Source organism: Lysobacter sp. P5_B9 (assembly GCF_054049835.1).
Window position 1 is genome coordinate 989,846 of record NZ_JBFULP010000001.1, and the last position, 20,625, is coordinate 1,010,470.

The window sequence follows — 20,625 nt, forward strand, 5'->3', positions numbered from 1 at the left end:
GCGCGAAGCGTGTCGCCAGCGCATGAAGCACTACACTGGGCGGATGCACGATGATCTGTTCGGGTCCGCGTCCACGACCGCGGGCGAAACCGCCAGCCACAATGTCTTCTTCGCCCTCGTGCCCGACGCCAGCGCACGCGATCGCACCGCGCGCACCGTCGAAGCCTTGCGCGCGAGGCATGCGGTGCAAGGCCGCTGGGTGTCGCCGTCGCGTTACCACATGACCCTGCACTTCCTCGGCATGTTTTCGGAGTTGCCGATGGAGCGCATCGACGCGGCATGCCGCGCCGCGCAGGCCCTGGAACTGCCGGCCTTCGACCTGGTCCTGGACCGGGCGGGCCATTTTCCCAGGGGGATAGGCTGGCTCGGCTGTGCCGAGGCCAGCGCGTCGTTGCAGGGCCTGTGGGAGGAATTGCGCAAGGCCCTGTCCAGGCAGCATGTAGCAGTGCAGGGGCACCCCACGTTCAAGCCGCATGTCACCGTGTTGCGCGGTGCAAGCACGCCCTTGCCGATTGAGGCCATCGACGCGGTGACGTGGCCCACACGCGAATTCGTGTTGATCGACAGCCTGCTGGGTGGGCGCAACGAGTACCGGACGCTGGGACGCTGGGCCCTGCAGCAGCAAGGTTGATGGCGCCTGTCAGGCTGGAACCAGAGTGTCGCGCAGCTTGAGGCCTTGGGGATTGTCCTCCAGCGTGCCATCCGGCTTCAGCAGGGAGAACGACTTGCGGTCGCCATCGACCACCACCGCGACCGGGTCCTGGAACGGCGCGCGGCGGACGAACCTGAGCTCGCAGCCGAAGCGCTCGAGTTCCTGCAACGTGAGGAGCTGCTCTTCGGTCAACTGCGCGCGCAGGACCGCGCCTGAAACGACTTTGTGCTGCCGGCGTTCCCGGTCGACCATGATGATTTCCCCCTATTTCTCATCCCAACGCAGAAGCCATGCAGAATAGTCGCCTGCATCCCGGACACCAACTATGGGCCAACGCGACCCCCGCATCGATGCCTACATCGCCAGTTCGGCGGAGTTCGCGCGACCCATCCTGCTGCACCTGCGTGAGGTCGTCCACGCCGCCTGCCCGGATTGCGAGGAGACGATGAAGTGGAGCGCACCCAGCTTCACCTACCGGGGCAGCATCCTGTGCGGCATGGCGGCCTTCAAGCAGCACGCGACGTTCCGCCTGTGGCAGGGCGCGATGGTCGTCGGTAGCGATGGCAGGGAGGACGCCATGGGCCAGTTCGGCCGGCTGACCGCAGTCGCCGACTTGCCGGGCAAGCGCGAGCTGACCGGTTACCTCAGGCAGGCGATGGATCGAGGACGGCGTGAAGCGTCCGGCGAACAGGGACGCCAGGCCCAAGGCGCCGGTCGAGGTGCCGGACGACCTGGCGGCCGCGCTGAAGAAAAATGCAAGGGCGCGCGCCACGTTCGATGCGTTCCCGCCCAGTTGCCGGCGGGAGTATGTCGAATGGATCACCGAAGCCAAGCGTGAGGAAACCCGGGCCAGGCGCCTGGAGCAGGCCGTCGAATGGATGGCCGAAGGCAAGCGCCGCAACTGGAAATACGAGAACTGCTGAGACGCCGAGCAACTCAGCCGAAGCGTTCGTCCAGCACGCGCTTGATCTCGCTCTCGATCGTTCCCTTGAAGGCGGACATCAGGAAGCCGAGGTTGGCAGTCACGCGCAGGCTCTTGGGGGCCAGGTCGATCTTGCCGTCGACGCCGCTGCGGGCGAACTTGAGGGTATCGCCCTCCCAGTCGTAGCCGATTCCGAAGCGTTCGGCGAGTTTGTCCGCGACTTCCTGTACCGCCTTGCGCGCTTGCGCATGCGGCAGGGAATGGGCGTGCCGGATATCGATGCTGGACATGGTGGTTCCTCCTGTGCGGCGCATTGTGCGGGCAGAGCCACGTGCATCCAAGCGCCACCGCGCATTCGCGCGGCTGCAAACACGGTGCGGCGTGCTAGATTGCGGCCGCGCCCTATCTCCTGCCACATGACCCACCTGAGACTGCGGTTTCCCAATCGCCAGCAGCCGGACCTGGTCCTCGGACCGGGCGTGCATTCCATTGGTCGTGATCCCGCCGACCGCCCGGTCATGGTTGACGATCCCGCGCAGGCGATCGCGCAGTTCTGCGTGGATCGCCGGGGCGTCTGGCTGCAGTTGCGCGAGGGCGCGCGTGGTCTCCACGTCAACGGCCGGCCGGTGCGTCGCATGGCGATGTTGCGTGCGGGCGATGCCGTGTTCGTCGACGGCAACGAATGGCTGCTGCTCGGCGATACGCCGCCTTCGGCGCCGGCCGAGGCGAGACCGGCTTCGAGCGATCCCGGTGCCGACCCGCGGATGGTGTTGCGCGGCATCGGCGGCCCGCATCACGGCCGCAGCATCACCCTGGACCAGCCGCGCCTGGTCGGACGCCTGCCCGAATGCGACATCCGCATCGATGATCCCGCGTTCGCGGATAGCCATGCGCGCCTCGAGCCGCACGCCGAAGGGCTGGTGCTGCGCGACCTGGGTTCGCACGAAGGCAGCCTCGTCAACGGCTGGCCCGTACGCAGCGCCTTGTTGCGGGCGGGAGACCAGGTGGTGTTCGACACGCAGCGATTCCTGGTCGAAGCACCCAGCCGTGGCACGGCCGGCGAACCCCGCAAACCGGCCCAGCCGGCGCCGGTCGAAGCGCCCGCCGCGCCGGCAGGCGAATCGAAGGGTCCTTCCTCGATCCGACGCGTGCCCTGGTTGTTGCTGGCGGCGCTCTTCCTCGCCGCCGCGCTCAGCCTGCTGCTGCTGTACGGCGCACGTTAGCGCGCCGGTCACGCAGGCTTTTCGCGACGCGCCAACCCAGCAGGGTGGCAAGGATCGCCGCGTACAGCGCGGGTTCGCGCACGTCGGATTTCACCAGCCACCAGAAATGCAGCACGGCGAGCACGCCAACGGCGTACACGAGCTTGTGCAATCGCCCCCAGTTGCGGCCGAGCCGGCGAATGGACGCCTGCGTGGACGTGAGCGCCAGCGGGACCAGCAACAGCCATGCGGTGAAGCCGACCGTGATGTATGGGCGTTTGGCGATCTCCTCGAAGATCTGCGTCCAGTAGCCACGCAGGTCGAGCACGAGATAGGCGGTGAGGTGCAGCGTCGCGTAGAAGAAGGCGTACAGCCCGAGCATGCGGCGGAAGCGCAGGAATACGGGCTGGTGCGTCAGCTGCCGAAGGGGTGCGATCGCCAGGGTCAACATCAGGAAGCGCAGGGCCCACAGCCCGAGGCGATGTTCGATCTCCGCGACCGGATCCGCGCCCAGCCCGCCGCTGCCGGTCAAGGCCTCCGCGCGGATCTGCCAGCCCAGTATCGCGGCGGGTACCAATGCGAGCAGGTGGACGACGCTCTTGGCGGCGACCACGCCGCGTGAGGTGCGGACGCCGCGCGTAGCAGGAGCCATCTCAGAACCACTTCCGCAGGTTCATGCCCGTGTACAGCCCGGCGACCTGGTCCGCATAGCCATTGAACATGCGCGTGGGGATGCGTTCGGCGAACAGCTTGCTCTGCGTGCCGGCGATGCGGCGTTCGGTCTTCTGCGACCAGCGCGGATGGTCCACGCTCGGATTGACGTTACTGAAGAAGCCGTATTCCGAGGACTGCGCATCGTTCCAGCTGGTGAATGGCATGGTCTCGACGAAAGTGATGGCGACAATCGACTTGATGCCCTTGAAGCCATATTTCCACGGCACCACCAGCCGCAGCGGGGCGCCGTTCTGCTGCGGCAGCGGCTTGCCGTACAGGCCGGTGACGAGGAAGGCGAGGGGATGCATGGCCTCGTCGATGCGCAGGCCCTCGCGGTAGGGCCAGTCCAGCGCACCGTATCCCTGGCCGGGCATCTGCTTGTGGTCCTCGAGCGTGGTGAAGGCGACGTACTTCGCCTTGGAGTTGGGTTCGAAGCGACTGAGCACCTTTGCCAGCGGCACGCCCCGCCATGGAATCACCATCGACCAACCCTCGACGCAGCGCAGGCGATAGATGCGTTCTTCGGGCGTGGCGCCCTTGAGCAGGTCGTCCAGCGACATGACGCCCGGCTTCGCGCACTGGCCGCCTACCGCCACGCTCCATGGCTGTAGCCGCAGCGTGCGGCCGGCGCGCGACGGGTCGCTCTTGCCAGTGCCGAATTCGTAGAAGTTGTTGTAGGTGGTGACGTCCTCGTAGCGCGTGAGTTCCTCGCTGGTGCGGAATCCGGCGCGCGCCTGTTCCGGCGTGATGGTCACTTTTGAAGGTGGTGGCGGTGGGGCTGCGTCGCTGCAGGCGGCCAGGCCAAGTCCCGGCACCGCCGCCAGCGCGGCCAGCAGGCGGCGACGGTCGCGGTAGACCGCCTCGTCCGTGAGTTCCGAGGAGGGAATGCGTAATGCATCGCGTAGGGACATGGCCGGCTCCTGCGACTGTGGTTCGACTATATGTCCAGAGGGAATAAGTGGGCGAAAAGTTGCGCGGGCAACTCTTGATCCATGCGTGTTGCGCTGCGGCATACTAGAACGGCTGCACATACCCCGCCTGGCCTGCCATCCCTCGCCTTGCCAATCCTTTGGTTCGCCCACCCTGGAGCGAATCCCTGTGCCGCAAGAGACAACTTTCGCCAAGCCGAGGAGATCCATGTCACGCGTACACAATTTCAGCGCCGGTCCCGCCGCCCTTCCTGAGTCCGTCCTGCGCCAGGCGCAGGAGGAAATGCTCGACTGGCATGGCGTCGGCGCGTCCATCGTCGAGCTGAGCCATCGCGGCCCCGAGTTCATCCAGGTCGCCACCGAGGCCGAAGCCGACCTGCGCAGGTTGATGTCGATTCCCGACGACTACGCCGTGCTGTTCCTGGGCGGCGGCGCGACGACCGCGCAGGCGCTGCTGCCGCTCAACTTCGCCGAGCCGGGCCAGGCGGCTGACTATGTGCTGACCGGCCATTGGGGCAAGACCGCGATCAAGCAGGTCAAGCCATATGTGGCCGCGAATGTCGCCGCCAGCAGCGAGGCCGATGGGTTCCGCAGCATTCCCGCGCGCGACACCTGGCAGCTTTCGAAGAATGCGGCCTACGTACATGTCACCGCCAACGAGACCATTCATGGCGTTGAATTCCGCGACATCCCCGAGGTAGGCGACGTTCCCCTATTTGCCGATTTCAGCTCGAGCATCGCCTCCGAGCCGGTGGACGTGTCGAAGTTCGGCGTGATCTACGCCGGCGCCCAGAAGAACCTCGGGCCGGTCGGCATCACCGTCGTGATCATCCGCCGCGACCTGCTCGAACGCGTCGGCCAGCCGCGCGCCGACATCCTCGATTACCGCTCGCACGTCAAGGGCGAATCGATGCTCAACACGCCGCCAAGCTGGAACTGGTACCTGCTCGGCCTCACCGTGAAGTGGATGCTGGCCGAAGGCGGCGTCGAGGAATTCGCCCGCCGCAGCGCGCGCAAGTCGGCGCTGCTCTACGACGTGATCGACAACTCCGGTGGCTTCTATCGCAACGAGGTCGACAAGGCCGTGCGTTCGCGCATGAACGTGCCGTTCTTCCTGCACGACGAGGCGCTGGACAAGGCTTTCCTCACGGAAGCACAGGGTGCCGGCCTGATCTCCCTCAAGGGGCATCGCGCGCTCGGCGGCATGCGCGCTTCGATCTACAACGCGATGTCGGAGGCCGGCGTGCAGGCGTTGGCCGACTTCATGCGCGACTTCAGGCAAAGGCATGGGTGAGCGGCCGCGCTTGGCCGATGCCCTATCGGCATCGGCCGCGGCCGCGAACGCCCGGCCATGGGTGAGTGCAAGGCGCTTGCGAGGCATTGCCTCGCGCCTTGAATGAACGCCCTGCGCGCTGCGCAGGGCCGGCAAGGCCGGGCCGGGCGATCCGGAGCCCGGAGTGCATCGCCATGGATGGCATGGGTGAGCGCCCGGAAGTGAAAGAGGTATAGGAATGGCAAAGAAAGACACCAAGCACGCGCAACGCGGTCCGGCCAAAGCCGGTAAGCGCACCCGTGAAGCGGCGAAGCCGGAAACCGGCAAGAACGAACCCAAGCCCGACCTCGCCGAAGTCCGTGCGCACATCGACGGTATCGACCAGCGCATCCAGGCGCTGATCATCGAGCGCGCCAACTGGGCGCAGCAGGTCGGCAAGGCCAAGGGCAAGCTCGCGGCGGCGGTGGACTACTACCGCCCCGAGCGCGAGGCACAGGTGCTGCGTCGCGTCGTCGACCGCAACGACGGTCCGCTGAACGACGAGGTGCTGGTGCGCCTGTTCCGCGAAATCATGTCGGCCTGCCTCGCGCAGCAGGAGCCGTTGAAGATCGGCTTCCTCGGCCCGGAGGGCACGCACTCGCAGCAGGCGGTCTACAAGCACTTCGGCCATTCGATCCATGGCCTGCCGCTGTCCAGCATCGAGGAAGTATTCCAGGAAGTGGAAGCCGGCCACGCCGATTTCGGCGTGGTCCCGGTGGAGAACTCCACGCAGGGCACGATCCAGTCGACGCTGGACATGTTCCTCACCTCGCGCCTGAGGATCTGCGGCGAGGTCGAGTTGCGCGTCCACCAGCACCTGCTTTCGCGCGCGGGCCGCCTCGAGGACATCGAACGCGTCTATTCGCATCCGCAGTCGTTCGCGCAGTGCAAGGCCTGGCTGCGCCAGTACCTGCCGAAGGCCGAGAAGATCGCGGTGACGAGCAACGCGGATGCCGCCAAGCGGGCGCGCAATGCCGACGATGCGGCGGCCATCGCCGGCATCAGTGCCGCGACCGTCTATGGCCTCAAGTCGCTGGCCGGCCCCATCGAGGACCGGCCCGATAACACCACGCGCTTCCTGGTGCTCGGCCGCGAGCTGTTCCCGCCGTCGGGCAACGACCGCACCTCGCTCCTCGTCTTCATCAAGGACCAGCCAGGCGCGCTCTACCACGTGCTGGCCCCCTTCGCGAAGCACGGCCTGAGCATGAACCGCATCGAGTCGCGCCCCGGCCATACCGGCCTGTGGCAGTACGCCTTCTTCATCGACATCACCGGTCATGCGCAGGAAGACGCGATGCGTCGCGCGCTGGACGAGGTCGAGGCGTTCGCACAGGAGGTGAAGGTGCTGGGCTCCTATCCGGTGGCCATTTCGTGATGGGCGAAGCAATGCATGACGAAGCCTGGTTCGCCGCCCGCGCATCGCGCGGCGTGCAGGGCCTGCGCGCCTATGATCCGGGCCACGACCTGGTCGCGTTCCGGCGCAAGTTCGGCGAGGACAACCTGGTCGAGCTGGGTTCCAACGAGAACCCCTACGGTCCATCGCCAGCCGCGCGCGTGGCGATCCTCGACCAGTTGCATTCGCTGCACCGCTATCCGGATCCCCTTGGCCTCGACCTGAAGCGGGCACTGGCGGCGAAGCATGGCGTCGACGTCGGCCAGATCCTGCTCGGCAACGGCTCGCACGAGCTGCTGATGCAACTGGCGCAGGTCTTCGCGGGCGAGGGCGATGATGTCGTGTATTCGCGCTACGGCTTTGCCGTGTTCGCACTGGCGACGCAGTGCGCAGGCGCAAATGCACGAGTGATCGGGGCGCTGCCGCGCGATCACGCGGCCATGCCGCTCGGTCACGACCTCGACGCGATCGCGGCGGCGGTCACGCCGGCCACCAAGCTGGTGTATGTCGCCAACCCCAACAATCCGACCGGAACCTGGTTCGGGCGCGATGCGCTCGAAGCCTTCGTTGCCCGCATTCCGGGCCACGTCATCGTGGTCCTCGACGAGGCGTATGCGGAGATGGCCGATGCTCCGGACTACGCCAGCGCGTTGCCTCTGCTGGCGCGGCATTCCAACCTCGTGGTGACCCGTACCTTCAGCAAGGCGTACGGCCTGGCCGGCCTCCGCGTCGGCTACCTGCTCGCTGCCCCCGGCCTGGTTGCGGTGATGGAACGTGTGCGCGAGAGCTTCAACGTCAATGGCCCCGCGCTCGCCGCGTGCGAGGCGGTGCTGGATGATGCGGCCCACCTGCAGTGGTCGTTGGAGTGCAACGCGGTCGAGCGTGTCCGGCTCAGCCAGGCATTGCAGCAGCGCGGCCTGCACGTGTTTCCGTCGCAGACGAATTTTGTCCTGGTCGAATTCGGCGCGAATACGGCGCTCTTTGAAGCGGCCCTGATTGCGCAGGGTGTCGTGTTGCGTCCGATGGCCGGCTACGGCCTCGGTGACTGCCTGCGCATCACCATCGGCACGCACGACGAGAACCAGCGCCTGCTGGCGGCACTCGACACGGTGCTGGGATGAACCGCGAAGCGCCTGCCGGACAATGGATCGCATCGCCCGGAGCTGCGCTGCGCGGCAGCGTGCGCGCTCCCGGCGACAAGTCGATTTCGCATCGCGCGGTCATGCTTGCCGCGATCGCCGAAGGAACCACGCATGTCCGCGGCTTCCTTGAGGGCGAGGATACCCGCGCCACTGCGAGGGTATTCGCGCAGTTGGGGGTGCGCATCGAGGCGCCCAATGACGGTGAGCGGATCGTGCATGGCGTCGGCCTGCATGGACTGCGGGGCACCCCTGAGTCGCTGGATTGCGGCAACGCCGGAACCGGCATGCGCCTGCTGGCCGGCCTCCTGGCGGCGCAGGCATTCGACAGCACGCTGGTCGGCGATGAATCACTGTCGAAGCGGCCGATGGGCCGGGTCATCCATCCCCTCGCGGCGATGGGCGCGCAGATCGACAGCGCACCGGGCGGCCTGCCGCCGCTACGCATCCATGGCGGCGCTCGCCTGCGCGGCGTCGAAACCGCCACGCCCGTGGCCAGCGCGCAGGTGAAGTCGGCATTGCTGCTCGCGGGGCTGTACGCCGACGGTGAAACCGTCGTGCGCGAGCCGCACCCGACGCGTGATTACACGGAGCGCATGCTGGCTGCCTTCGGTTGGCCGGTCGACTTCGCGCCGGGGATCGCGCGCCTGCCTGGGGCTGGGGGACATCGGCTTTCCGCGATCGACATTGACATACCCGCTGATTTTTCCTCGGCTGCATTCTTCATCGTGGCGGCCACGCTCGTTCCCGGATCCGAAGTGCGACTCGAAGCCGTGGGCATGAACCCGCGCCGCATCGGCCTGCTGGCCGCCTTGCGGGCGATGGGTGCGGACATCCGCGAGGAAAACCGGCAGGAACAGGGCGGAGAACCCGTGGCGGACCTGGTCGTGCGCCATGCGCCGCTGCGCGGCATCGACGTACCCGTGGAGATCGTGCCGGACATGATCGATGAGTTCCCGATCCTGTTCGTCGCCGCCGCGTGCGCACAGGGCCGCACCGTCGTGCGGGGCGCCGCCGAACTGCGGGTCAAGGAATCCGATCGGATCGCGACGATGGCCGCGGGCCTGCGTGCGCTCGGTATCGCCATCGAGGAAGCGCCCGACGGTGCCGTGATCGAAGGCGGACGCCTGGCCGGCGGTGTTGTCGAAAGCCACGGCGACCACCGCATCGCCATGAGCTTCGCCGTCGCCGCCCAGCTGGCCAGCGGCGAGGTGCGCATCAACGATGTCGCGAACGTCGCAACCTCATTCCCCGGCTTCGACACCCTCGCGCGTACAGCAGGCATGAACCTGCGCGAGTGACGGGTTCGCCCGCCGTCAATTCTCGAAACTGATCGGCACCTGCACCCGGCCCGTGGTGGGCCGGCCATCGGCCATCGCTGGACGGAAGCGCCAGCGTCGCACCGCATCCACGGCAGCACGGTCGAGCTGGCGCGATCCGCTGCTCCTGGCGACGCCGACGTCCGTTGGCACGCCATCCGCGCCAATTTCCACGCTGACCATCACCGTGCCGCGCTCGCCGTTGCGCAAGGCCTGCGCCGGATACTTCGGCGAGGGCGTGGAAATTGGCTGTGGTTGCGCCGTGGCCACCGCTGCGGCAGGGGGCGCCGTTGGTGCGGGGGCGGCAGGCGGGGGCGGCGGCGCGGTCTCCACCAGACGGGGTTGCTGCTCGTCCCCGCGTTGCGACGGGGCGGGTGCCGGTACGTCGCTGACCTCATCCGAACCCGCCGCCACGGGGGCGGGCAACGGCGCGTACTGCGGATTGGCCGCCGTGGGCGCTGCCGGCCCGGCGCGGTAGAAGTCGCTGTCGCTGTTGCTCCGCCAGACCAGCAGGAACAGCAATAGCCCGAGTACGAACGCGCCCAGCACCCAGAGCAGGGCCCGGCGGGACGGACGCCAGGCCGCGAAGTCGAAGCGATGAGGCGGTTGCGACGCGGAAGGGCTATGGGTCATGGGGCAGCGCACAAGGGGGACGGTCCGATGGTGACGGGCTGCTTGTTAATAATTGGGCAATCGACGCAACAAGCCTGCGATAATCGCGAGCTTCGTCACCTTTGCCGCCACGCCCGCCATGCTCGACCCGACCCTGCTGCGCCAGAACCCCGCCGAACTCGCCGCGCGCCTGCGCGAGACCCGCGGCTTCGAATTCGACGCCGCTGCGCTCGAGGCGCTGGAAAGCGAGCGCAAGCAGATCCAGATCCGCACCCAGGAGCTGCAGAACCTGCGCAATACGCGCAGCAAGGCGATCGGGCAGGCCAAGGCCAAGGGCGAGGACGTGTCGGCGTTGATGGCCGAGGTCGCCGGTTTCGGCGAGGAGCTGAAGACTTCGGAGCACCGCCTCGAGGACATCCGCGCCCAGATCGAAGCGATCGCGCTCGTCATTCCGAACATCCCGCACGAATCGGTACCGCTCGGCCAGGACGAAGCGCACAACGCCGAACAGCATCGCTGGGGCACGCCGCGCACGTTCGACTTCGCGGTCAAAGATCACGTCGAACTCGGTGCGCGCAACGGCTGGCTCGATGGCGACACCGCCGCCAAGCTCAGCGGCGCCCGCTTCACCGTGCTGCGCGGGCAACTGGCGCGACTGCACCGCGCGCTCGCACAGTTCATGCTCGACCTGCACACCGGCGAGCACGGTTACCAGGAAACCAACGTACCGCTTCTGGTCAATGCCGATTCAATGCGCGGCACCGGCCAGCTGCCGAAGTTCGAGGACGACCTGTTCGCGACGACGGTGGGTGAGGGCGAGCATGCGCACAAGCGCTACTTGATCCCGACTTCTGAAGTGCCCCTTACCAACATCGTCCGCGACGAGATCGTCGAAGCCGACGCGCTACCGCTGCGGATGACCGCGCATTCGATGTGCTTCCGCGCCGAAGCCGGCAGCCACGGCCGCGATACCCGCGGCATGATCCGCCAGCACCAGTTCGAGAAGGTCGAACTGGTCTCGATCACGAAGCCGGAAGAGAGCTACGAAGAGCACGAGCGCATGACCCGCTGCGCCGAAGTCGTGCTGGAAAAGCTGGGCCTGCCGTACCGCCGCGTGCTGTTGTGCACCGGCGACATGGGGTTCGCTGCGACCAAGACCTTCGACCTGGAAGTCTGGTTGCCGTCGCAGGACACTTATCGCGAAATCTCCTCCTGCTCCAACTGCGAATCCTTCCAGACCCGCCGCATGCAGGCACGCTGGCGCAATCCCGCCACCGGCAAGCCGGAACTGACGCATACGCTCAATGGGTCGGGCGTCGCCGTGGGCCGCGCGCTGATCGCGGTGATGGAGAACTACCAGCAAGCGGATGGTTCGATCACGGTGCCTGAGGTGCTGCGCCCCTACATGGGCGGCGCCGAACGCATCGCCTGACCGATTGCCTGATAGAAAAGGAACGGGCCCGCAATGCGGGCCCGTTTGCGTTTCCGGCGCAGGGGAGGGCGTGGAAACGCGTGACTGGAACGAGATCGTGCAGCTTCAGATCACGCAGCTTCGCGCAACGGCACCTGGATCGCGGCCTTCGCGCCTTCCAGCGCATCGGTGCGGTGCTGCGGCGAGTAGGCAACGCCTTCGGCGCGCACGAACTCGATGTCGGTGACGCCGAGGAAGCTGAACACCTGGCGCAGGTAGGCTTCCTGGAAGTCCGCCGGGCTGCTGTCGCCGTACAGGCCGCCACGACCGCTGGCGATGACGAGGCGCTTGCCGTGCACCAGGCCTTCCGGGCCCGTCTCGGTGTAGTGGAACGTGCGGCCGGCCAGCGCGATGCGGTCGATCCAAGCCTTCACCGTCGAGGGCACGCTGAAGTTGTACATGGGCGCGCCGAGCACGATGACATCGCTGTCGAGGAACTGCTGGAGCGTCTGTTCGCCGGCCTCGGCGATGGCCGGATCGACCTTGGTCAGGACCGGACCGGTCAGGTGGGGCAGCGGCTCGGCGTCGAGGTCGCGATAGGTGACCGACAGGCCAGGTACGGCCTCCTGCCAGCGTGCGACGATGGTAGCGGTAAGCTCGCGGGTGACGGAGCCGGCGCCAGTGGCGGCGGAATCGATATGCAGCAGTTTCATGGAAATCTCCCGATGGGTACGGCCAGGGCCGCGTTGGGGCGTACTTTCCGCTGTTGCATGAGTAGGATAAAGCTGGTTTAATATCACTGACTGTTCTGATTGCAGGATAATCGCCATGCAGGACCTCAACGACCTCTATTACTTTGCCGCCGTGGTCGACCACCAGGGTTTCGCCGCCGCGGAACGCGCGCTGGGTATCCCCAAGTCGCGCCTGAGCCGCCGCATCAGCCAGCTCGAGACCGACCTGGGCGTGCGCCTGCTGCAACGCTCCACGCGTCGCTTCGCCGTGACCGAAGTCGGGCACAGCGTCTACCGCCATGCGCAGTCGATGTTGGCCGAGGCACAAGCCGCGCGCGAAGTCGTCGACCGCCTCAGCGCGGAACCGCGCGGCGTGATCCGCGTGAGCGTGCCCGTGGGAATGGCGCAGCAGCAGATGCCGAAGCTGCTGCCGGAATTCCTGGCCAAGTACCCGCAGGTGCGCGTGCAGCTGCACGTCAGCAACCGCCGCGTCGACATCATCAACGAAGGCGTCGATGTCGCCCTGCGCGTACGCAATCGCCTCGACGACGACGGCAGCCTGGTGATGCGCAACTTCGGCCAGATCCAGGAGTTGCTGGTTGCCAGCCCGGGCTACCTCAAGCGCATGGGGCGTCCGGCCAATCCGGACGATCTCGCCCAGCACGTCACCCTCAGCATGAACGAGGACGAAGCCCACCAGCGCTGGGAACTGCACGGTCCCAACGGCGAAGTGCGCCGCGTCGAACTCAAGCCGCGCGTGGCCGGCTTCGACTTCCCGATGCTGATGGCGCTGGCGACGCAGGGCGTGGGCATCACCATGCTCCCGGAAACCGTATGCGCCGAAGCCGTACGCAATGGCGAGCTGGAAGTCGTGCTGCCGCAGTGGCGCCTGCCGCAGGGCATCTTCCATGCGGTGTTCGCGTCGCGCCGCGGGCTGTTGCCGGCGGTACGGGTGTTCATCGATTTCCTGGCCGAGCGCGTCCCGGGCCTGGTGGAATCGGCGCGGCTGCAGTGCGGCGATATTCCGGGTCCTTGCCCGGAAGGGGTGAAGAAGGGTGCGCACGCTGCCAAGGAAAAGGCAGCAGGCAAATCGCGCGAGCCCACTGTCGAGCCGGCGTGAGAGAATGCGCCCCCCGCGGCTCGTCCCGGGGCAGCAGCACTACGGAAGCGTGGCCGAGCGGTTTAAGGCACCGGTCTTGAAAACCGGCGATGGGGAGACCCATCCGTGAGTTCGAATCTCACCGCTTCCGCCACGTCTAATTCTAACTATTTGATATGAAAGCTATTATGCTTTCACTTCTGTCGGGTTCCCTACGCAGATCCCAACAGCTTGATTGGCTCGCGCTCGAGCGAGATGTGCTCCGTGACATCGCCCCGCATTGATCCGAGCTGTCGCTCGGGCTTGGTTGCGGGACGTCAGAAGTTGGCCTGCAATGCCGCTTCCACGCGCGAGCCCGCAAAGTCCTCGCCAAAAATCTGCTTTGCGTTCGAATCCGTGCCATGTGCTGTCAAGCGCAGCTCGAACGGTGCCCTGAGCGCCCATATCGCACTCAGTTGCGCGTGCGAGTAGCTACGGTCGTTCACGTAGTCCAAGAAGTAATGCGCGATCGCGCCCTCAACCCGCAGCGTGCCGGTGACCGGGAAGCGCGCCCCGAGCTGCGTGTACACGCCGGTGTCGCTGCTGCCGAGTGCTTCCGGCGAGTAGCCCACCGACAGCCAGTAGTTGTCGGCGTAGGTGACTGTTCCGTTCAACTCGGTCCAGTTGAGATCGACCGTGGTCGACGGATAGCGGTAGTACAGGATGTTGACGTCGACAGCCCAGTCGTTGGACAACTTTCTGCCCCAGCCGACGGTGAAGTCGAACTCACTGCTTGCGTGGGTTTGGGGTGCGAACTCGACGTTCGAACCCCAGATCGACATATACAGGCCGGTATTGCCGGCCACCTTGAAGCCGGCCTGGACCGCCGGATCACCCTGAGTCTGCGTGCTGCCGCGCCAGACATAGTCGGTGGTCAGCGCAGCATTGCCGCTCACTTCGACCGCCTTGGCTTGGGAAGCCAGCGCCATCAGCCCGGCGACGGCGCAGATGGCTGTGGCCAGGGGCAGGCGCGCTGCGCGCGCACGAAGAATCTGTTTCATCAACTGCTCGGACTTTTCGACGAGGCCCTCTTGGCCACGCTGAAATTTTCGGCAGATGAGGCGTAAAACCTCTATTCGCTCACCGGCGGGCCGCGTCAATTCGACGTAAAGCTTCAGCTCTGAGCGGGAAACCGTCAGCTTTTGGCCGATAGCGGCCATTGATACGATCCAGCACATTCGTCCTCGAACCGCCAATGTCCGCCGCCGACCCGAAGCGGACATCGCGCGTTCCTGGCAGTTGAGGCGGGTGACGGTGCGCGCGCTCCGCGACCGCGCAGAAGACTGGCGAGATTGCGCTGCTACTGGCTATCACCGTATCTTTCGGACGTCTATCGAGCCTCGGAATCCGACGCTTCGTTGTGCATGATGCGGTCGAAATTGGCGGCGTGGACCCCAGGCGATTGAGCATTCGTGGCATCAATAGCCACATCAATGACGGAGAACGTCATGAAAGCCATCCAATATCGAGCCTATGGCGGTTATCAAGAAAACCGCCTGGTTGAAGTCGGCCGTCCCCAGCCGAAGGACGGCGAGCTCCTCGTGGAAATGCGCACTGTCGGAATCAACCCGCTCGACAACACGTTTCGTTCGGGGCACATCTATTTATCCACGCCCGAAAACTTGCCCAGAATCGGTGGACAAACGGGGGCGGGCATCGTGGTCGAAGCGCGCAATTCCGATTTCAAAATTGGTGATCGAGTGTTCGTCAGGGCGCCGGGTTTGGGTCTGATCGTCGATGGCACCTGGTGCGAGTACGTCGCGATACCCGCCGCCGGAGTTGTCCGCGTACCGGATGAGCTGGACGACGATACTGCTGCGGCATTCATCGCGGGCGCGGGATATCTGACAGGCTACTTGGCATTGACGGAAATCGCGAAGTTCAAGCCAGGACAAACGGTGCTGGCGCCGGCCATCGGTAGCGCTGTCGGGATGGAAACCGTGCAGATTGCGCGACGCCTCGGGGCGTCATCGACGATCTCCACCGCCAGCACAACAGAGAAGGCCGAGCGGGCGCGCGCTGACGGCTATGAGCATGTCGTCGACCTGTCCAAGGAGAGCCTGAGAGACGGTGTGCTGCGTATTACCGGTGGGAAAGGCGTCGATGTGGCGGTCGATGGGGTGAGCGGAAAGCTGACAGGTCAGGTGCTCGCCTCGCTTGCATTCGGCGGCGCGATCGTTGTGGCCGGTTACGCCGGAGGGCGGGAGGCGGAATTGAACGTGACCGACATCATCTGGAAGGGTGCGACGATCAGCGGCTTCACTTTCAGGCTGTTTGCGCCGGAAAAGATCGCGGCGGCAAATGAGACGATCCTCGGATATCTGAAAGAGGGTGCCCTGAAGCCGACGATTGCCAAGGTCTTTCCGCTGGTCGAGGCCGCCGAGGCCATTCGGCATCTGATTGAGGATCGTCCGTATGGTCGAGTCATCATGCGGGTTGCCCGCACATGACGAGGCACCGATCCGAATGCGCACACGCATGACTGTCGACGAACGGGCGCTTTCGATCCGAAGTGGATGGGGCAGACTCCGTTCAAGCTAAGAGCCGTGTTGCGAGCCCGCAAGCGAACGCTCTCCGCGAGTCGCTTTGTACCGCTGGCGCGCTGAGCTCAGGTCGAAGGGGCCGAGAACACCAGATGTCCTGGTGGTGCACCGGTGGCGGCGACCGCTGCCGGCACTTGCCGCCGCAGCCAGGCATGCGCCGGATCGGCTGCGTGGCGCGGATGCCATGCCATGACCATCGTCTCGCCGCGTGGCAGAAACGGCAGCGGCACCACCACAAGACCGAGGCCCGGCGCCATCGCTCGTGCCAGCCGCTCGCTGAGGGTGGCGACAAAGTTGCCACGCGCTGCAATGACGGGAGCCGCACTGGCGTTCGCCACGGTCACCACGACGCGCCGCGCCAGGCCGAGCGCAGCCAATGCATCGTCGACTAACGAGGGTGCCCCGGGGCGCCGCTGCACATCAACGTGCAACTGTGCAGCGTAGCGGCGTGCGGTCGCGGGGCGGGCGGCGAACGGATGACCGGCGCGCACGATCGCAATCAGCGCCTGGGGGAACAGATCGACGACCTCGATCTCCGGGTCGCGTGGTCTGAACGTACCAATGTCGAGGTCGACGCGACCGTCGCGCAGGGCGCCGGGGTCGTCTTGTGTCTCGGTCACGAAGCGCAACTGAGCGCGCGGCATGTCCGCCGCCAGCGCGGCGCCGAGAGCCGCCCCGAAGGCGATGGCAAAACCGTCCGGCGCGCGAACGACAAAGGTGCGCTCCGTGGCCGCCAAGTCGTCCCCACGCGGCACTTCCACCAGCGTCGCGGCCTTCGCAATCCACTGCGCCACCGGCTCGCGCAGTGCCACGGCGCGCGGCGTCGGCACCAGGCGGCGGCCAGCGCGCACCAGAAGCGGATCGCCGGTCAGCTCCCGCAGGCGCGCCAGCGCATGGCTGGTCGCCGGCACGCTGAGGTGAAGGCGTTCGGCAGCGCCGGTAACGCTGCCGGCGGTCAGCAGCGCGTCCAGCGTGCGCAGCAGGTTCAGATCATATGTTTTCATCTCATGCAATATTTGCTTCCAAACATTGCACTGGTCAAGTGGGTCCGGCGCGCCCAGGCTAGCTCCATCGCGAACCTCGCGCCCGCCGTGATCAGAGAAAGCCATGTCCGCTGCTCTTGCCAGTCAGGTCAATCAGATTGCTCCGCGTCCTGACAACTTGCCGGCCAACAAACTGCTCCACGGTCCGCTGTTGTGGCAATTGATCCGCCTTGCGTTGCCGACGGCCGCAGTGCTGTTCATGTCGACCTTGCTCAGTGTCGCCGAGACCTATTTCGTCAGCGCACTAGGCCTGAAAGCGATCGCCGCAGCATCGCTGGTGGTTCCCGTCATGGTGCTGATGACCACGGTCGCGAGTGCCGGCATCGGTGGCGGCGTCTCCTCCGCCATCGCCCGCGCCAACGGTGCGGGCCGCCATGACGAGGCCGAAAGCCTGACCTGGCATGCGCTGATAATCGGCGCGGTAGGAGGCGGACTGTTCTCCTTGGTGGTGCTGATGTCCGGCCCTGCGCTGTACCGCAGTCTTGGCGGCAGCGGAGCGTCCCTGCATCAGGCGATTGTCTACTCCGACATCCTGTTCGGTGGCGCCATCTCGTTTTGGATCCTGCTGCTGCTGCAGGCGGCGCTGCGCGGAACCGGAAACGTCAAGGTGCCGGCGATGACCATACTGGGCGGCGCGGTCGCCGGCTTGATCTTGTCACCGGTGTTGATCAACGGCTGGCTGGGCGCGCCGCGCATGGGTGTGGCGGGCGCCGGCGTTGCCCAGGTGCTGTGCAATATCGCTACGCTGGCCGTCGTGGTCGTTTACATGCGTTCGCGCTCCTCGACGCTGCGCCTGCGACGCTACCCGCTGCAGCGAAAGCACTTCAGCGCGATCCTGGGCGTCGGCTTGCTGTCGTCGATCAACGTTGTCATGTTGGCGATCTCGGCCGCCGCCCTGACCGCAGCGGCTGGTGCGGTGAGCGTCGCCGCCATCGCCGGCTACGGCATTGCCTCGCGCCTCGAGATGCTGCTATCGCCGGTGATGTTCGGCTGCGGAACCGCCGCGATCACGCTGGTGGCCACGAACCTCGGTGCAGGTAACGTGCTGCGTGCCCGGCGAGTGGCGATCGTGAACGCACTATTCGTTGCCGGCCTGGTTGGCCTGGTCGGACTTTTCGCTTCGCTCTTCCCGCAACTCTGGCTGGGCCTTTTTACTAGCGACAGCGCCGTCATGGCGGTCGGCACCCAATACCTGCATGTAGTCGCACCTTTCTATGCAGTGATAGGCGTGATCCTCGAACTCTACTTTGCAGGGCAGGGGGCGAAACGCATCCTCTGGCCGATGGCCGGGAGCTTGGTGCGCTGCACATTCTCGCTGACTGCGATGGTGCTGGTCATGCAGGGCCGCGCGAGTCTGCACACTGCTTTCGTACTGGTGTCCGCCAGTCTCATCGCGGCGGCGTCCACCAGCCTGTTTGGATTCCTGCGGACTCGCTGGGATCGGTAGACACCAAAAGATAGGAGTAAATCGGTATGAGCGCAAACATCCTGGTGGTTGGGGCTACGGGAACGACAGGAAAAGAATTGGTAAGACTTCTGGCGAAGAGCGGACATGAAACACGCGCTACCGTTCGCCCGACGAGCAATAGAAGCGAACTGCAGACATTGGGAGTCGAATTGGCGAACGCCGATCTGAACGATGTCGACTCTCTTGTAAAAGCCATGAACGGCATCGAGAAAGTCTATTTTGCAACGCCTCTCGTTCCGGGCATGGTGGACCTTTCCTCTTCGATTGTCGGTGCAGCCAGGAGAGCCGGTGTGGCCCACCTGGTCAAGCTATCCGGCGGAGGGGCTGAAACCGAGCTGGATACACTGGCCAAGTGGCACAGGACAGTCGAAAAAGAAATCGAGCAGTCCGGCGTAGCTGCTTATACGTTCTTGCGGGCAAATGCTTTCATGCAAAACGTGAGCAATTTCTACTCGCAGACCATTCGTGATCATGGCGCCTTCTATGCGCCGCAAGGCGACGGAAGATCGGCCTACATCGATGCCCGCGATATCGCCCAGGTTGCCCATCGGGCCTTGACGGAGGAAGGTCACGGGAACAAGGCGTATTACCTGTCCGGGCCGGAAGCACTCTCGGGCGCCGAAATCGCGAGCATTCTTTCGTCAGTGACCGACAAGGTCATCAAGTACGTCGATGTGCCGGTTGAAGCTGCCCGCGTATCCATGCAAAAAGCAGGAATGCCTCCTGAAATCATCGAAAGCTTGTTGGAGCATCATCACGCAATCAAGTTGGGATACACCGCACGGGTTTCCACTGCGGTGGAGGAAATCACCGGACAAAAGCCAACCTGTTTTGAGGCTTTTGCTCGGGCAGAGAAGGAAGCATTTGTCGGTTGAAGTACCGAGGAATGAGATTTTTCGAGCGCTGTTGCATGTGCAATCTGCAGCGCCGATTCCGAAGGAGAGGCAATGGCCATCATTTCAGAACATGACTCCCCCATGCCTGGAGGCTAGTCGCAAATTGTCGTTGCTGCGGTTGAGGTGTCTGACAATGGATAAGCGAACCATACCTTTGTTCAATGGAATGCCCAGCGACTTGGATCCACCGTATGTCGTGGCGATGGCCACCATGCGGAGTGCGTTGGATCGCGCCGACTGGTGCCGTCTCCCGTTCGATTTCCACTACCTGAGGCGCTCTAATGAAAAAGATTCTTCTTGTACTTGCCGCGGCGGGCATGCTGACGACGACATCGGCATTCGCCGCCGTAAAAAGCGTTGTTCTTGTCCACGGTGCGTTCGTCGACGGCTCGGGCTGGAAGCCCGTTGCGGACATTCTGGAACGCGACGGCTATTCCGTGCATGTCGTGCAGGAGCCATTGACTTCGCTCGATGCCGATGTCGCGGCAACACGGTTGGTGCTGGACCGCGCGGGGCCGTCGGTGCTCGTCGGCCACAGCTGGGGTGGCATGGTCATCTCCGAGGCGGGCAATCATCCCTCTGTCCGCGGCTTGGTGTACGTTGCGGCGTTCGAACCGACGGCTGGTGAAAGCGCGGGGGCGTTGCAGACCATGGCACCGCCTGCAGCGCAGAGCGTAGTTCCCGTTGGTGGCGGCTTCTTGCAAGTGAAGCCCGAATTGTTCCATCAGGACGTTGCCGGGGACCTCCCGGAACGCGCTGTGCACTTCTCGGCGATTTCACAGGTGCCGATTGCCGAGGCTTCATTCGGTGCTACCGCCGAGTCGCCCGCATGGCTGACGAAGCCGAGCTATGCCGTCGTAGCCACAGAGGATCGCGAGATCAATCCGGAACTGGAGCGATTCATGAGCCGTCGGGCAAGGTCTGAAACCATCGAGCTCAAGGCGAGCCATGCAGTGTATATCTCGCACGCGCGGGAAGTTGCGGCGTTGATTGAGAGAGCCGCGCAATCGTCCGAGTAGCGGGAGTCACGGCGTCTGCCCCTTACCCGTCATGGTGTCGGCGCCACTATGACGGGCGAGGAGAGCAGAACACGCCAATGGCGAACGGCTCAGGCGTTTTTTTGCATCAGCCATGGCCGCTAACGACCCATAGCGGACATTCGCCCGTGCTGGTCCGACAATCATTTATCTTCGCGTGCAAC

General features: G+C 65.1%; 21 protein-coding genes, 1 tRNA gene and 1 pseudogene. 15 read left to right on the forward strand and 8 right to left on the reverse strand.

The annotated features are described in order from the left end of the window. Positions 1-43: 43 nt before the first annotated feature. Positions 44-631: an RNA 2',3'-cyclic phosphodiesterase gene (gene thpR / locus ACXJJ9_RS04760; protein ID WP_457096050.1), complete on the forward strand. Its 588-nt coding sequence runs from the start codon at positions 44-46 to the stop codon at positions 629-631. Positions 632-640: 9 nt separating this feature from the next. Here the strand turns inward: thpR and ACXJJ9_RS04765 are convergent, their stop codons facing one another. Next, positions 641-904 carry a hypothetical protein gene (locus ACXJJ9_RS04765; RefSeq protein ID WP_457096051.1) on the reverse strand — a complete coding sequence of 88 codons (264 nt, stop codon included), beginning with the start codon at positions 902-904 and terminating at the stop codon, positions 641-643. Positions 905-977: 73 nt separating this feature from the next. Between ACXJJ9_RS04765 and ACXJJ9_RS04770 the strand changes: the two are divergent. Together ACXJJ9_RS04770 and ACXJJ9_RS04775 are read left to right on the forward strand one after the other, a co-directional pair. Beyond that, positions 978-1,253 (forward strand): annotated as a pseudogene (locus ACXJJ9_RS04770) (DUF1801 domain-containing protein); the annotation flags it as partial. Between the two features lie 118 nt (positions 1,254-1,371). Further along, a complete protein-coding gene (locus ACXJJ9_RS04775) occupies positions 1,372-1,575 on the forward strand; it encodes a YdeI/OmpD-associated family protein (RefSeq protein ID WP_457096052.1) in 204 nt (67 codons plus the stop codon). Between the two features lie 13 nt (positions 1,576-1,588). Here the strand turns inward: ACXJJ9_RS04775 and ACXJJ9_RS04780 are convergent, their stop codons facing one another. Then, positions 1,589-1,864, reverse strand: coding sequence for a polyhydroxyalkanoic acid system family protein (locus ACXJJ9_RS04780; RefSeq protein ID WP_457096053.1), 276 nt, complete (start codon positions 1,862-1,864; stop codon positions 1,589-1,591). Positions 1,865-1,990: 126 nt separating this feature from the next. Here ACXJJ9_RS04780 and ACXJJ9_RS04785 point away from each other — a divergent pair, with 126 nt between their 5' ends. After that, positions 1,991-2,797, forward strand: a complete 807-nt coding sequence (locus ACXJJ9_RS04785) for an FHA domain-containing protein (protein WP_457096054.1) — start codon at positions 1,991-1,993, stop codon at positions 2,795-2,797. Here ACXJJ9_RS04785 and msrQ read toward each other — a convergent pair. Together msrQ and msrP are read right to left on the reverse strand one after the other, a co-directional pair. Further along, positions 2,766-3,428, reverse strand: a complete 663-nt coding sequence (gene msrQ, locus ACXJJ9_RS04790) for a protein-methionine-sulfoxide reductase heme-binding subunit MsrQ (RefSeq protein ID WP_457096055.1) — start codon at positions 3,426-3,428, stop codon at positions 2,766-2,768. The genes ACXJJ9_RS04785 and msrQ overlap by 32 nt on opposite strands. A gap of 1 nt (position 3,429) precedes the next feature. Beyond that, entirely contained in the window at positions 3,430-4,401 is a 972-nt protein-coding gene (gene msrP / locus ACXJJ9_RS04795; RefSeq protein ID WP_457096056.1) for a protein-methionine-sulfoxide reductase catalytic subunit MsrP, read from the reverse strand. Between the two features lie 226 nt (positions 4,402-4,627). Here msrP and serC point away from each other — a divergent pair, with 226 nt between their 5' ends. The 4 genes from serC (at position 4,628) to aroA (ending at position 9,564) form a co-directional block, all read left to right on the forward strand. Beyond that, a complete protein-coding gene (serC, locus tag ACXJJ9_RS04800) occupies positions 4,628-5,713 on the forward strand; it encodes a 3-phosphoserine/phosphohydroxythreonine transaminase (protein WP_457096057.1) in 1,086 nt (361 codons plus the stop codon). 217 nt (positions 5,714-5,930) lie between these two features. Next, on the forward strand, positions 5,931-7,106 hold the full coding sequence (gene pheA, locus ACXJJ9_RS04805; protein WP_457096058.1) for a prephenate dehydratase: 1,176 nt from the start codon (positions 5,931-5,933) through the stop codon (positions 7,104-7,106). Beyond that, positions 7,106-8,245 carry a histidinol-phosphate transaminase gene (gene hisC, locus ACXJJ9_RS04810; protein WP_457096059.1) on the forward strand — a complete coding sequence of 380 codons (1,140 nt, stop codon included), beginning with the start codon at positions 7,106-7,108 and terminating at the stop codon, positions 8,243-8,245. The genes pheA and hisC overlap by 1 nt, the downstream gene beginning before the upstream one ends. After that, the gene (gene aroA / locus ACXJJ9_RS04815) at positions 8,242-9,564 is read left to right on the forward strand and encodes a 3-phosphoshikimate 1-carboxyvinyltransferase (RefSeq protein ID WP_457096060.1); all 1,323 of its coding nucleotides are present in this window, start codon (positions 8,242-8,244) and stop codon (positions 9,562-9,564) included. Before hisC ends, aroA begins: the two co-directional genes overlap by 4 nt. Before the next feature lie 15 nt (positions 9,565-9,579). Here the strand turns inward: aroA and ACXJJ9_RS04820 are convergent, their stop codons facing one another. Next, positions 9,580-10,215 (reverse strand): energy transducer TonB, encoded by a 636-nt coding sequence (locus tag ACXJJ9_RS04820; protein WP_457096061.1) that lies wholly within the window; start codon positions 10,213-10,215, stop codon positions 9,580-9,582. A 118-nt stretch (positions 10,216-10,333) separates the two neighbouring features. Here ACXJJ9_RS04820 and serS point away from each other — a divergent pair, with 118 nt between their 5' ends. Next, the gene (serS, locus tag ACXJJ9_RS04825) at positions 10,334-11,626 is read left to right on the forward strand and encodes a serine--tRNA ligase (RefSeq protein ID WP_457096165.1); all 1,293 of its coding nucleotides are present in this window, start codon (positions 10,334-10,336) and stop codon (positions 11,624-11,626) included. Positions 11,627-11,736: 110 nt separating this feature from the next. On the opposite strand, the gene ACXJJ9_RS04830 is transcribed toward serS, so the two are convergent. Then, a complete protein-coding gene (locus ACXJJ9_RS04830; RefSeq protein ID WP_457096062.1) occupies positions 11,737-12,318 on the reverse strand; it encodes an FMN-dependent NADH-azoreductase in 582 nt (193 codons plus the stop codon). Positions 12,319-12,433: 115 nt separating this feature from the next. Here ACXJJ9_RS04830 and ACXJJ9_RS04835 point away from each other — a divergent pair, with 115 nt between their 5' ends. Next, positions 12,434-13,456 (forward strand): LysR family transcriptional regulator, encoded by a 1,023-nt coding sequence (locus ACXJJ9_RS04835; RefSeq protein ID WP_457096063.1) that lies wholly within the window; start codon positions 12,434-12,436, stop codon positions 13,454-13,456. A 43-nt stretch (positions 13,457-13,499) separates the two neighbouring features. Next, positions 13,500-13,589: transfer RNA gene (locus ACXJJ9_RS04840), tRNA-Ser, on the forward strand. A gap of 163 nt (positions 13,590-13,752) precedes the next feature. Here ACXJJ9_RS04840 and ACXJJ9_RS04845 read toward each other — a convergent pair. After that, on the reverse strand, positions 13,753-14,634 hold the full coding sequence (locus tag ACXJJ9_RS04845; protein WP_457096064.1) for a TorF family putative porin: 882 nt from the start codon (positions 14,632-14,634) through the stop codon (positions 13,753-13,755). 288 nt (positions 14,635-14,922) lie between these two features. On the opposite strand from ACXJJ9_RS04845, the gene ACXJJ9_RS04850 reads away from it, so the two are divergent. After that, positions 14,923-15,924, forward strand: a complete 1,002-nt coding sequence (locus tag ACXJJ9_RS04850) for a quinone oxidoreductase family protein (protein WP_457096065.1) — start codon at positions 14,923-14,925, stop codon at positions 15,922-15,924. Between the two features lie 158 nt (positions 15,925-16,082). Here the strand turns inward: ACXJJ9_RS04850 and ACXJJ9_RS04855 are convergent, their stop codons facing one another. Continuing rightward, positions 16,083-17,126, reverse strand: a complete 1,044-nt coding sequence (locus ACXJJ9_RS04855) for a LysR family transcriptional regulator (RefSeq protein WP_457096066.1) — start codon at positions 17,124-17,126, stop codon at positions 16,083-16,085. On the opposite strand from ACXJJ9_RS04855, the gene ACXJJ9_RS04860 reads away from it, so the two are divergent. The 3 genes from ACXJJ9_RS04860 to ACXJJ9_RS04870 all read left to right on the forward strand — a co-directional run bounded on the left by ACXJJ9_RS04860 (position 17,125) and on the right by ACXJJ9_RS04870 (position 20,443). After that, the gene (locus tag ACXJJ9_RS04860) at positions 17,125-18,507 is read left to right on the forward strand and encodes an MATE family efflux transporter (RefSeq protein ID WP_457096067.1); all 1,383 of its coding nucleotides are present in this window, start codon (positions 17,125-17,127) and stop codon (positions 18,505-18,507) included. The genes ACXJJ9_RS04855 and ACXJJ9_RS04860 overlap by 2 nt on opposite strands. Positions 18,508-18,533: 26 nt before the next feature. Next, the gene (locus tag ACXJJ9_RS04865) at positions 18,534-19,403 is read left to right on the forward strand and encodes an SDR family oxidoreductase (RefSeq protein WP_457096068.1); all 870 of its coding nucleotides are present in this window, start codon (positions 18,534-18,536) and stop codon (positions 19,401-19,403) included. Between the two features lie 302 nt (positions 19,404-19,705). After that, on the forward strand, positions 19,706-20,443 hold the full coding sequence (locus ACXJJ9_RS04870) for an alpha/beta fold hydrolase (RefSeq protein WP_457096069.1): 738 nt from the start codon (positions 19,706-19,708) through the stop codon (positions 20,441-20,443). Positions 20,444-20,625 lie beyond the last annotated feature (182 nt).